We start from the raw sequence: 12,029 nt of genomic DNA, 5'->3' as shown, positions 1-12,029 counted from the left end.
GGGCGGGGGGCTGGTCCTGGCGGCGGTCCGGGATGCCCATCTGGTCGGCGGCCTCCTGCAGCCACTCCGGCGGCGACAGCAGGAAGGAGGTCGCCTCCAGATCGAGCCGCTGGGGCTGCGGGGCCGCGTCCGCCGGCGCTGCGGAGGCGGTGCCGTACTCCTCCTCGTACCGGCGGATCACCTCGCCCACCGGCAGGGCGGGCCACAGGGTCGTCTCACCGCTGTCGCGGGCGATCACCAGCCGGGGGTTGCCGCCGTCCGCGACGGGTACGCCCTCGCGGTCCTCGGCCCAGGCCACGAAGCCCAGGCCGAACTCCCGCACCCGCACCTCGCGGTGCTGGTGCGCGGGCACATCGCCGTTGACCCAGCGCTCGGCGCGCTCCTGGGCCTGCGCGAAGGTCACCATCGCGCTCTCACCTCTCCACCGGGACGGCGCGCGCGAAGCCGCCGTCCACCATCAGGTTCGCCACCGTCTCCAGCTCCGGCGGGCTGCCCGCGAGCCGCAGCAGGAAGTCGTCGAAGTCCGTGCCGCAGGGGCGCAGCAGCCGGGCCGCCCGCTCCTGCACCGGCATCCCGTCCGCATCGCGCGCGTCGTCGTACGCGCAGAACCACACCGAGCCGACCGCGTCGCCGCGCACCTTGACCGCGATCAGTCCGCCCTGCACGAAGCCGACGCCCAGGTATTCCTTGGTGAGGTGATCGCGCAGGCACTTGTTGATGTAGCCGAGGTCGTTGACGGCCACCTGGTCCCGGACCGTGAAGAACGGCTGGTCGACCAGGAGCCCCAGCTCCGCGTCCAGCGCCACGCCGCGCGGCGCGCAGCCCCCGGCCGCCTTGAGGAACGAGCGGTACGCGCCCGGGAGGCGGTAGCCGAGGCGCTCCTCGACGTCGAGGAGCTGCTGCTCGCCCACGGCGGGCTCGGGGCCCTGCGGCACCTGGAAGTGCGCGGGGCGGGTCTCCTGGAGCGGGCGGGTGCCCGTCTTCGCGTGGTCGACGGCGGCGGTCGCCAGGCCGCCGTGGTGCCGCAGCAGGGCCTTCACCTCGACCGGGACCAGCTGCATACGGCGGCTGTGCGCCACGTGGTGCCAGGTCCAGCCGTGCGGTGTGGCCACGGGGGGCAGCCCCGCCCACAGTTCGTGGCCGGACGCGTGGAGCGCGGCGTTCGCCGAGACGAAGTCCGTCAGCCGCAGCTCGTCGCCGCCGAAGCCCTCGGGGGGCTCGGCGATCTCGGCCGCGGCGCGGGCGTAGGGCGAGAAGTCCGGGTAGCCGTGCTGGTCGACGCCCACCCCCCGGGGGTGGCGGGCGGCCCGGACCGGATCCGGGAAGTTCACGACCTGCCCTGCGTATCCCCGGTTCGGTGGCGCGGCGTGCTGCTGCCCGAGCCGACCTGTCGTCATGGGTAGCCCCCTGCTGGCATCTGGCTGGTACGCAACAGCCTATGCGCTCCGCGGAGAGCCGGTCACTGCCCCCGCTGAACAGCGCAAACCCCTCGCAGGGTCACCCTTTGGCCGCTGGCCGTCCGCCCCCTGCGCCCCCGTACGCAGCCACGCATTGCACCCGAAGTGCCGCGCTCTGGTTGAACGGCCGCCATCCCGGCAAAATTCACGGTGTTCCTCACCGCTACCGTCGCATATCGTCCCGGAAACCGTCACAGGGCCATGACACGACCGGCCACGTGATCGACTCATAGACCACACTGCATACTTGGCGCTGATCCCCGGCACAGAGGGGGACGCACGGGGAGGAAGCTCCATCATGCACACCGCACAGCAGGCTCATGCGCCGCACGGCGCCCACGCGCAGCACGACCCGCGCCTCAGCTGGACCGCCGCGGACGACACGGCCGCCGGTGCCGCGCCCGTGCTCCGCCAGCGTCGTGACAGCATCCTCCCGGCCGTCGCCGCGGCCCTCTCCATCCGGGGCCAGACCCTCACCTGCACCGGCAGCAGGGGCGACCGGGACCCGCAGCTCCATCCGCTGGTGCAGGACTTCCTGGCCACCCTCACCACCGACCGCCGGGTGCGGCAGACCGGCCGCTGCCCGGAGGCCGTACTGCTGTCGCGCTATCTGACCGCCACCGAGGCGGCCCGCGGCGCCCGGGGCGGCAGGCGCACAGCGCGGAAGCCGGCCAAGGCCGCAGCCAAGGGCGGCGGCAAGCCGCCCAAGCCGCTCACGCTCAGCGAGGCCAAGCGCGCTCTGAAGCACGCCAAGCTGACCACCCGCCGCATCCGCGAGGACGGCGACCCGCTGCACGACAGCTACGCCCCGCCCTGCCGCTCGTGCGCCGAGCTGCTCGCCCACTTCGGCGTCCGCGCCGTCGACCCGGCCAGCCAGGAGTCCGCCAAGTGACCACCCGCTTCCCCGTCGCCGTCGACGACCCGCTGCGCACCGCCGGATGGCAGCCGGGCCGCTGGGACATCCGGCAGGCCGAGCAGTGGGCCGACACGCTGCGTGGCCACGCCTCCCCGAGCGGTCACCGGCATCCGGTCTTCCCGGCCGCCGTGGAGGTGTGGGCCGAGTTCGGCGGGCTGCGCATCCTGCCCAGCGGGCCCGGCCGGCACATCGCCCCGTCGCCTGTGATCGTCGACCCGCTGCGCGGTGTGCACGCGGCCCGTACGCTCGCCGCCTTCGGGCGCGCGCTGGAGAGCCGGGTCTGCCCGCTGGGCACCGAGGGCGACGGGGAGTCCCTGCTGGTCGTCGACGAGGAGGGCCGGGTCTACTGCCTCGACCCCGCGGGCGACTGGTATCTGGGCCCCGACTTCGACACGGCCCTGACCGCGCTGCTGATGGGCATATCCCCGACCCGGCTGAGCGCTCCGCGCGAGATGGCGGGATCGGGCTGACGCGGCGGACCCCGCGTGCCCCGCATCGCACCCGCACACCGCACCCGCACACCGCAGCCGCACACCGCGACGCACGGCGAGGGGCCCGGCGAGGGGCAGCCCCTCCCGGCGCGACCGCGGGATCCGCCGGGCCGTTAAGGACGCGCCGCCGCGTACGGGATGACCGCCGACACCCGGAAGCCCCCGGCCTCCGTCGGGCCGGAGACGAAGCCGCCGCCGAGCGCGGTCACCCGCTCCCGCATGCCGACCAGGCCGTTGCCGCCGCTCGGCAGCTTGGCGTCCGCCGCGCCGTCCACCGGCGCGGGCTCGTTCTCCACCTGCAGCGCCACCTCGGCCTCGCGGTGCGCGACGCGCACCCGGGTGCGGGCGCCAGCGGCGTGCTTGTGCACGTTGGTCAGCGCCTCCTGCACCACGCGGTAGGCCGTCTGCTCCACGGGCGGCGGGCAGGCGCCCACGGGCTCGCCGTGCACGTTCAGATCCACCGCCATGCCCGCCGCGCGCGACTCCCCGACCAGCTCTTCCAGCTCGGCGAGCGAGGGCGCGGCGCCGTCCGGGAGCGCGGACGGCGCCGGCTCGGGCGCGCTCCCGTCCCCCTGGGCCCCGGCCGCGGCCTGGGAGACCGCTCCGGCGGCGGCCGCGGCGAACTCCGCGAGCCGCGCGGGCACCTCGTCCGACTCCTGCCGGACGGCCTGCTCCTCCCCGCCCGTGCGGTCCTTCTCCGTGCCGCCGCTCTCGCCGGAGCGCAGCACGCCGAGCATGGTGCGCAGCTCGTTGAGCGCCTGCCGCCCCATGTCGCCGACGAGCGCCGCGTTCCGCGCGGCCTTCTCCGGGTCCTTGAGCGCGACGGCCTGCAGGGCCGCCGCGTGCACCACCATCAGGCTCACCCGGTGCGCGACCACGTCGTGCATCTCGCGCGCGATCCGCGTGCGCTCCTCGTTGCGCGCCCACTCGGCGCGCTCCTCCGCCCGGTCGGCCAGCAGCGAGAGCTCGCGCTCCAGCCCGTCGGCGCGCTCCCGCAGGGACTCCACCAGCCGCCGGCGGGCGCCTATGTAGAGGCCCAGCAGCACGGGCGGTGCCGTGACGCCTATCGCCATGAGCACCGCGACCAGCGGCACGAACCACGAGGACGGGTTGAAGTCCGGGTTCCGGCCGATGTCCTGTTCCAGCTGGATGGTGGTGATCACCATGGTGCCCATGGCCGACATCGCGGCGAGCAGCGCGGTGATCCGGCGCGGCACCTCGGTGGCCGCGAGGGTGTAGAGGCCGACGATGCCGAGTGTGACCCCCATCTCGGCGGGCGACACGGCGACGGACACCAGGACGACGGCGATCGGCCAGCGCCGCCGCGCCACGAGCGTGGACCCCACGAGCACGCCGAGCACCACCATGAAAGGTGCCGGTATCCCCGCCTGGCGCCCGAAATCGAGCCCCTGGACGGAGCACTCGGTGGCGGACACCGCGGCGAGTGCGATGTCCAGCGCCGCGCTTCTGGGCCGTGACCACCACCACGGCCCGGTCCCGGCACGGCTGTCCCCCGACTCGGTCATACGGCCCAGAGTACGACCGCGCGCCAGCGGTTTTCCGATCGAGCCCCGGAATATCGAATTCCGCCCTGCTGCCAGGGACGTCGCGGTTTTGCGGAGGGATATATGAACGACAATTACATTGTTGAAAACCCTACTTTCCAGGGGCCGCAGTCCGCGCTCCCCGACACCGTCGCATCGGGCGCACAGCGTGCGGCATAGTATGGGGTGCCCGATCAGCCGAAACGGCAAATCGGACACAAGGGTGATCCCGGGTCGACTAAGGGCAAGTCCACAGATTTTGGTTCTGTTGATGGGGGTTCGAATCCTCCCCCGGGAGCACAGCCCAGGCGGGCGCAAACCCCCCGGTATCCTGCGGAGTGTTCCCCTCCCCCGAAGCCGAAGGGCACACCCGTGAGCGCCAATCGCCCGGCAGCCGTCGTCGTTCTCGCAGCGGGTGAGGGCACCCGCATGAAGTCCGCGACGCCCAAGGTTCTGCACGAGATCTGCGGCCGATCGCTGATCGGCCATGTCGTGCACGCGGCCCGCGTGCTCGACCCGGAGCATCTGGTCGTGGTCGTCGGCCACGGCCGCGAGCGGGTGACCGCACACCTGGCCGAGAACACGGCCGAGGGCACAGCCGAGAACACAGCCGGCGGCCGGGCCGGCGGCGCCCCCGCGCGTACCGCCGTGCAGCACGAGCAGAACGGGACCGGGCACGCCGTCCGGATCGCCCTCGACGAGCTGACGGCCGGCGGCGCCGTGCTCGACGGCACCGTCCTGGTCACCTGCGGCGACACCCCGCTGCTCGCGGGCGGCACCCTGCAGATGCTGGCCGACGCGCACAGCGCCGAGGGCAACGCCGTCACCGTGCTGACCGCCGAGGTCCCGGACGCCACCGGGTACGGCCGTATCGTGCGCGACCCGTCCGACCGCGCGGTGACCGCCATCGTCGAGCACAAGGACGCGACGGAGGCGCAGCGCGCGATCCGGGAGATCAACTCCGGGGTGTTCGCGTTCGACGCGCGGCTGCTGATCGAGGCGCTCGGCAAGGTCCGCACGGACAACAGCCAGGGCGAGGAGTATCTGACCGACGTGCTCGGCATCCTGCGCGAGGCCGGGCACCGGGTGGGCGCCGCCGTCGCGGCCGACCACCGGGAGATCGCGGGCATCAACAACCGGGTGCAGCTCGCCGAGGCCCGCCGGATGCTGAACGAGCGGCTGCTGCACGACGCCATGCTCGCCGGGGTCACCGTGGTCGACCCGGCGTCGACCTGGCTGGATGTGGCCGTGACCTACGAGCCGGACGCCGTGGTGCACCCGGACAGCCAGCTGCTGGGCGCCACCCATCTGGCCGCGCACAGCGAGGTCGGCCCCGGCGCGCGGCTGACCGACACCCGGGTGGGCGAGGGCGCCACGGTCGTGCACACGGTCGCGCAGGGCGCCGAGATCGGCGCGGGCGCGGGCGTCGGCCCGTACACCTATCTGCGGCCCGGCACCCGGCTGGGCGCGAAGGTGAAGGCGGGCAGCTTCGTGGAGATGAAGAACGCGGAGCTGGGCGAGGGCACCAAGGTGCCGCACCTGTCCTACGTCGGCGACGCGGAGATCGGCGAGCACACGAACATCGGCGCCGCCAGCGTCTTCGTCAACTACGACGGGATGAACAAGCACCGCACCACCGTCGGCTCGCACTGCCGCACCGGAGCCGACAACATGTTTGTGGCTCCTGTCACCGTCGGGGACGGCGCCTACACCGCCGCCGGGTCCGTGATCACCAAGGATGTGCCGGCCGGCTCGCTCGCCGTCGCGCGCGGCCAGCAGCGCAACATCGCAGGCTGGGTGGCCAGGAAGCGGCCCGGCAGCGCCGCGGCGCAGGCCGCCGAGGCGGCCGGGGAGGCGCCCGGGGCCGGAGGGGCGGCGCCGGAGGGCGGCGCCTGACCGGCTACCCGGCCGGCGGAACCGGGGCGTACGGTTGGGGTGACCGGATTGGCCATACGGCCGAAACCCGACGTTCACCTCATCCCCTTCCGACTCCCCACCCCCTTGCAGCGCCGGGCGCGGGGCGGCGGTGACACGAGCCGCCGCGAGCCGCTGTGCGGCGGTCAGCGAACCAAGGAGACACTGCAGTGACCGGGATCAAGACGACCGGCGAGAAGAAACTCATGCTCTTCTCCGGCCGCGCACACCCCGAGCTCGCGGAGGAGGTCGCCCAGCAGCTCGGCATCGGCGTGGTCCCGACCAAGGCTTTCGACTTCGCGAACGGCGAGATCTACGTCCGCTTCCAGGAGTCCGCGCGCGGCGCCGACTGCTTCTTGATGCAGAGCCACACCGCCCCCATCAACAAGTGGGTCATGGAGCAGCTCATCATGATCGACGCGTTGAAGCGGGCGTCCGCGCGCAGCGTCACCGTCATCGTCCCCTTCTACGGCTACGCGCGCCAGGACAAGAAGCACCGCGGCCGGGAGCCGATCTCCGCACGGCTGATGGCCGACCTGTTCCAGACGGCGGGGGCCGACCGCATCCTCACCGTCGACCTGCACACCGACCAGATCCAGGGCTTCTTCGACGGCCCGGTCGACCACCTGTTCGCCCTCCCGGTGCTGGCCGACTACGTGGGCACCAAGGTCGACCGGAACAAGCTCACCGTCGTCTCGCCGGACGCGGGCCGGGTGCGGGTCGCGGACCGCTGGGCGGACCGGCTGGGCGCCCCGCTCGCCATCGTGCACAAGCGCCGCGACCCGGACGTCGCCAACCGGGTCACGGTGCACGAGGTCGTCGGTGACGTCGAGGGCCGGGTCTGCGTGCTCGTCGACGACATGATCGACACCGGCGGCACCATCTGCGCCGCCGCCGACGCGCTGTTCGCCAACGGCGCCGAGGACGTGGTGGTCGCCGCCACCCACGGCGTGCTCTCCGGGCCGGCCGCCGACCGCCTGAAGAACTCCAAGGTCAGCGAGTTCATCTTCACCAACACGCTGCCCACCCCGCACGAGATCGAGCTGGACAAGATCACGGTGCTGTCGATGGCGCCGACGATCGCCCGCGCCGTCCGCGAGGTGTTCGAGGACGGCTCGGTGACCAGCCTCTTCGAGGAGCAAGCCTGATCGGTTCTTGATCGATTTCTGAGGGGCCTCCCCCGCCGCGTAGACTCACGGAGTCGCTCGGCGAGGGAGGCCCCTGTCGTTCAGGGATCTCCGTAATCGACGCGCGCTCCTCGTAGTAGCCTCCGCGGATTCCTCCCCGCGGCCTCATCGCGGACAGGTCCGTCGGGACCGAGTGGCACAGGTGCTCCATCCGTGCATCTGAAGACTGACTGACCACCTGACTACGAGGAGCGCAGCATGGCTGACGTCAATCTCTCCGCGAAGGTCCGCACCGAGTTCGGCAAGGGCGCGTCCCGCCGGCTGCGCCGCGAGGAGAAGATCCCCGCGGTGATCTACGGCCACGGCGCCGACCCGGTCCACGTCGAGCTGCCCAGCTACGACATGATGATGGCCCTCAAGAACTCGAACGTCCTGATCCACCTGGACATCGAGGGCAAGAAGGAACTGGTCATCCCCAAGGCCGTGCAGCGCGAGGCGATCCGCGGCTTCCTCGTCCACGTCGACCTGCTGACCGTCAAGCGCGGCGAGAAGGTCAACGTCGAGATCCCGATCCACACCGAGGGCGACCTGGGCGCCGGCCAGCACCTGCTGGAGCACGTCTACAACGCGCTGCCGGTCGAGGCCGAGGCCACGCACATCCCCGAGACGGTCACCCTCTCCGTCGAGGGTCTCGTCGCGGGCGACTCGGTGCTCGCCAAGGACATCCCCCTGCCGAAGGGCACCACGCTGGCCATCGACGGCGACGACGTGGTGATCCAGGTCCTCGCGGCGCAGGCCGAGGAGCCCTCCGCCGAGGGCGAGGGCGCCGAGGGCGAGGGCGCTGCCGAATAAGGGTCCGGGCGCCGGGCGGGCCGGGAGACCGCTCCCGGCCCGCCCGGCGCGCCACGTCACGGCAACGGGAGCACACGCATGCCGGCTGAGAACACGCCCTGGCTCGTCGCCGGACTCGGCAACCCCGGCCCCGGCTACGCCGCGAACCGGCACAACGTCGGGTTCATGGTGGCCGACCTCCTCGCGTCCCGGATGGGCGGGCGGTTCAAGTCCCACAAGGCGGGCCGGGCCCAGGTCCTGGAGGGCCGCACCGGCACGCCGGGGGTCTCCTCCCACCGGGTGGTCCTGGCGAAGCCGATGTCGTATATGAACCTGTCCGGCGGCCCGGTGAAGGCGCTGCTGGACTTCTACGGGCTGCCGCCGGAGCGGCTGCTCGCCGTCCACGACGAGCTGGACATCGACTACGGCACGCTGCGGCTGAAGCTCGGCGGCGGCGACAACGGGCACAACGGCCTGAAGTCGATCACGAAGGCGCTGGGCCGCGACTACCACCGGGTGCGGTTCGGGGTGGGCCGCCCGCCGGGCCGGATGCCGGTGGCGGACTACGTCCTGAAGGACTTCTCCGCCGCCGAGCGGAAAGAGCTGGACTACTTCGTGGACCGCGCGGCCGACGCGGTGGAGGCCCTGATCACGGAGGGCCTGGAGCGAGCGCAGTCCGCGTACAACTGCTGAATAGGGGAGCTGCTGGGGAGGGGCTGCCCCTTGCTGCTCGTCGCAGACTGCGGGCGCTTGCCTGGCTGGTCGCGCAGTTCCCCGCGCCCCGGCGGGGCGCGGGGAACTGCGCGACCAGCCGACGCTCAGCCCGTGTTGCGGAGCCCCGCCGCCACCCCGTTGACGGTGAGCAGCAGCGCCCGGCCCAGCGTCTCGTCCGGCTCCTCGCCCCGCTCCGCGGCCTGCCGCTGCCGGTGCAGCAGCGTGACCTGGAGATAGGAGATCGGGTCCAGATACGCGTCGCGGATGCGGAGCGTCTGCTTCAACACCGGGTTGGCCTCCAGGAGCTCGCTCTCTCCCGTGATGCGCAGCACCTCGCGCACCGTCAGCTCGTGTTCGGCCTTGATGGTCTCGAAGACGTGCTGCAGCTCCTCCGGCACCAGGGTCTCGACGTAGTGCCGGGCGATGCGCAGATCCGTCTTGGCGAGCGTCATCTCGACGTTGGCGAGGAAGTTCTGGAAGAAGTGCCAGTGCTCCTGGGCCTCTTCCAGGACGCTGTCGAGCCCGGCCTCCCGCGCCGCCTTCAGCCCCGTGCCGACGCCGAACCAGCCGGGGACGATCTGCCGGGACTGGGTCCAGCCGAACACCCAGGGGATGGCGCGCAGCCCGTCGAGCCCGGCGCCGGTGTCGGGGCGGCGCGAGGGGCGGGAGCCGAGGTGCAGCTCGGCGAGCTGGTCGACGGGGGTGGAGGCGAAGAAGTACGCGGGCAGGTCCGGGTCCTCCACCAGCCGCCGGTACGCCAGGTGGGCGGCGTCCGAGACGGTGTCCATCGCCGCGTCCCAGCGGGCCAGCGCCTCGTCGGACTGGCGGGGCGCGGTGTGCAGCGCGGACGCCTGGAGGGTGGCGGCGACCGTCAGCTCCAGGTTCTCCCGGGCGAGCGAGGGGACCAGGTACTTGTCGGAGATGACCTCGCCCTGCTCGGTCACCTTGATCTCGCCCTCCAGGGTGCCCCAGGGCTGGGCGAGGATCGCGTCGTGGGTGGGGCCGCCGCCGCGGCCGACGGTGCCGCCGCGGCCGTGGAAGAGCCGCAGCCGCACGCCGTGCCGGTGGGCGACGTCGCGCAGCCGGCGCTGGGCGCGGTGGATCTCCCACTGGCTGGTGGTGATGCCGCCGAACTTGGACGAGTCCGAGTATCCGAGCATGACCTCCTGGAGGTCGCCGCGCAGCGAGACCAGGCGGCGGTAGGAGGGGTCGGAGAGCATGGAGTCCAGCAGCTCGTCGGCGATCTTCAGCTCGTCGGTGGTCTCCAGCAGCGGCACGATGCCGATCCGCGCCCAGCCGCCGTGCAGGTCGATCAGCCCGGCCTCGCGGGCGAGGACGGCGGCGGCGAAGACGTCGTCGGCGCCCTGGCACATGGAGATGATGTACGACTCGACGACCTCGGGGCCGAACGCCTCCAGGGCCTTGCGGACGGTCTCGAAGACGCCGAGGGTCTTGGCGCCCGCGGCGTCCAGCGGGGCCGGGGCCGGGGCGAGCGGGCGGCGGGAGCGCAGCTCCTTGGCCAGCAGCCGCTGGCGGTAGTCGCGCGGCATATCGGCGTACCGCCAGGACTCCTCGCCCAGCCGGTCGAAGAGCTGCCCGAGGGCGTGGTGGTGGGCGTCGGCGTGCTCGCGTACGTCCATGGTGGCCAGCTGCAGGCCGAACGCGGCCATGGTGCGCAGCACCCGCTCCAGCCGGCCGTCGGCGACGAGCCCGCCGCGGTGCTCGCGCAGCGAGTCCTGGATGAGGGTGAGGTCGCTCAGCAGCTCGCCGGTGCCGAGGTAGTCCCAGCCCTCCGCGTGCGGCAGGCCCTCGGCGAGGCGGGTGCGGGTGTTGAGCAGCTTCTGCCGTACGCAGGTGGCCTTGAGGCGGTACGGCTCCTCCTTGTTCAGCCGCTTGTAGCGGGGGCTGATCTCGGGGAGGCGGGCGAGGTCTCGTTCGAGTGAGTCGAGGAGCTGCTGGGTGGCGCCGCAGTTGCGGATGGAGTTGGAGAGGGCGCCACGCAGCTCGTCCACGTGTGCGAGGGCGTCGGTGATGCCGTGCTCGTGCTGGAGGAGCAGCACCTCCCAGGTGACGCCGGGGGTGACGTTGGGGTTGCCGTCGCGGTCGCCGCCGATCCAGGTGCCGAAGGTGACCGGGCGGGTGCCCGCGGGGAGCGGGGCCCCGGCCCGTTCGAGCTCGGCCGCGAGGTCTTCGAGCACGTCCCCGACGGCGCCCTGGTGCAGCTCGTCGAGGTAGTAGATGGCGTTGCGGGCCTCGTCGGCGGGCTCCGGGCGGACCACCCGCAGCTCGTCGGTCTGCCAGATCAGGTCGACGTTCTCGGCGAGCCGCAGGTCGGTGCGGCGGCGCTCGCTGGGGTCGGTCTCCTCCAGCAGCTCGGCGATCCGGCGCAGCTTGGTGAGCACGGAGCGGCGGGCCGCCTCGGTGGGGTGCGCGGTGAAGACGGGCCGCACGGAGAGGTTGCGGGCGGTGTCGCGCAGGTGTGCGGGGTCGGCGTCCTTGAGCATGTCGGCCGTCCGGGCGAGGTTGCCGCCCTCGGCTGCGCGCTTGGCGCGCAGCTCCCGGCCGCGGTGCACCTGCTCGGTGACGTTGGCCAGGTGGAAGTAGGTGGAGAAGGCGCGCACCAGCTTGCCGGCGGTGGCCAGGTCGGTCTTGCCGAGCAGCGCCGCTGCGGCCTCGCCGTCGGTGCGGGTCAGCGCGCGGACGCGCTCCACGAGGTCGAGGAGCTCGGCGCCCTCCTGGCGTACGAGCGTCTCGCCGAGCAGGTCCCCGAGCCGGCGGATGTCGGCGCGCAGCGCCGTGGTGCCGGCCGAGGTCTCGTCGGCGGCGGAGACAGAGGAGGAGACAGAGGCGGCAGGCGCTCCGGTGGCGTCGGTGGCGTCGGTGACGGTCTGGCGCGTGGGGCTGTCGGCACTGCTCACGGGTGCGGCTCCTTGCAGCTTCGCTTCTGGCGGGTGGCGGACCGCGCTGTCCGACGGACCCCAGGATAGGTCGCGACGGGCGCGCAGTGGCAGCGCGTCCGAGGAGCGGGCGGGGGC

General features: G+C 72.8%; 9 protein-coding genes, 1 tRNA gene and 1 pseudogene. 7 read left to right on the top strand and 4 right to left on the bottom strand.

The features are described from left to right. Both G5C65_RS20000 and G5C65_RS19995 read right to left on the bottom strand, forming a co-directional pair. A pseudogene (locus G5C65_RS20000) lies at nucleotides 1–406 on the bottom strand (SUKH-4 family immunity protein); the annotation flags it as partial. Between the two features lie 7 nt (nucleotides 407–413). After that, nucleotides 414–1,397 (bottom strand): SMI1/KNR4 family protein, encoded by a 984-nt coding sequence (locus G5C65_RS19995; protein ID WP_165300252.1) that lies wholly within the window; start codon nucleotides 1,395–1,397, stop codon nucleotides 414–416. A gap of 358 nt (nucleotides 1,398–1,755) precedes the next feature. On the opposite strand from G5C65_RS19995, the gene G5C65_RS19990 reads away from it, so the two are divergent. Together G5C65_RS19990 and G5C65_RS19985 are read left to right on the top strand one after the other, a co-directional pair. Beyond that, nucleotides 1,756–2,349: a YwqJ-related putative deaminase gene (locus G5C65_RS19990; RefSeq protein ID WP_165300251.1), complete on the top strand. Its 594-nt coding sequence runs from the start codon at nucleotides 1,756–1,758 to the stop codon at nucleotides 2,347–2,349. Further along, complete coding sequence (locus tag G5C65_RS19985; RefSeq protein WP_165300250.1) at nucleotides 2,346–2,843, top strand: SUKH-3 domain-containing protein; 498 nt, start codon at nucleotides 2,346–2,348, stop codon at nucleotides 2,841–2,843. The genes G5C65_RS19990 and G5C65_RS19985 overlap by 4 nt, the downstream gene beginning before the upstream one ends. 134 nt (nucleotides 2,844–2,977) lie before the next feature. On the opposite strand, the gene G5C65_RS19980 is transcribed toward G5C65_RS19985, so the two are convergent. Continuing rightward, nucleotides 2,978–4,390, bottom strand: coding sequence for a sensor histidine kinase (locus tag G5C65_RS19980; RefSeq protein WP_165300249.1), 1,413 nt, complete (start codon nucleotides 4,388–4,390; stop codon nucleotides 2,978–2,980). A 245-nt stretch (nucleotides 4,391–4,635) separates the two neighbouring features. Between G5C65_RS19980 and G5C65_RS19975 the strand changes: the two genes are divergently transcribed. From G5C65_RS19975 to pth, 5 genes are all read left to right on the top strand, one after another. Then, a tRNA-Gln gene (locus G5C65_RS19975) sits at nucleotides 4,636–4,706 on the top strand. A gap of 74 nt (nucleotides 4,707–4,780) precedes the next feature. Continuing rightward, nucleotides 4,781–6,304: a bifunctional UDP-N-acetylglucosamine diphosphorylase/glucosamine-1-phosphate N-acetyltransferase GlmU gene (gene glmU, locus G5C65_RS19970; protein ID WP_165300248.1), complete on the top strand. Its 1,524-nt coding sequence runs from the start codon at nucleotides 4,781–4,783 to the stop codon at nucleotides 6,302–6,304. Between the two features lie 188 nt (nucleotides 6,305–6,492). Continuing rightward, nucleotides 6,493–7,470, top strand: coding sequence for a ribose-phosphate diphosphokinase (locus tag G5C65_RS19965; RefSeq protein WP_165300247.1), 978 nt, complete (start codon nucleotides 6,493–6,495; stop codon nucleotides 7,468–7,470). A gap of 237 nt (nucleotides 7,471–7,707) precedes the next feature. Then, the gene (locus G5C65_RS19960; protein WP_165300246.1) at nucleotides 7,708–8,301 is read left to right on the top strand and encodes a 50S ribosomal protein L25/general stress protein Ctc; all 594 of its coding nucleotides are present in this window, start codon (nucleotides 7,708–7,710) and stop codon (nucleotides 8,299–8,301) included. A gap of 78 nt (nucleotides 8,302–8,379) precedes the next feature. Next, complete coding sequence (gene pth / locus G5C65_RS19955; RefSeq protein WP_165300245.1) at nucleotides 8,380–8,973, top strand: aminoacyl-tRNA hydrolase; 594 nt, start codon at nucleotides 8,380–8,382, stop codon at nucleotides 8,971–8,973. 125 nt (nucleotides 8,974–9,098) lie between these two features. Here the strand turns inward: pth and ppc are convergent, their stop codons facing one another. Then, complete coding sequence (gene ppc / locus G5C65_RS19950) at nucleotides 9,099–11,786, bottom strand: phosphoenolpyruvate carboxylase (RefSeq protein WP_165300253.1); 2,688 nt, start codon at nucleotides 11,784–11,786, stop codon at nucleotides 9,099–9,101. Nucleotides 11,787–12,029 lie beyond the last annotated feature (243 nt).

This window comes from Streptomyces boncukensis, assembly GCF_011045075.1.
Taxonomy (GTDB): Bacteria; Actinomycetota; Actinomycetes; order Streptomycetales; family Streptomycetaceae; genus Streptomyces; species Streptomyces boncukensis.
This window is presented reverse-complemented; position numbering and strand designations above follow the sequence as displayed.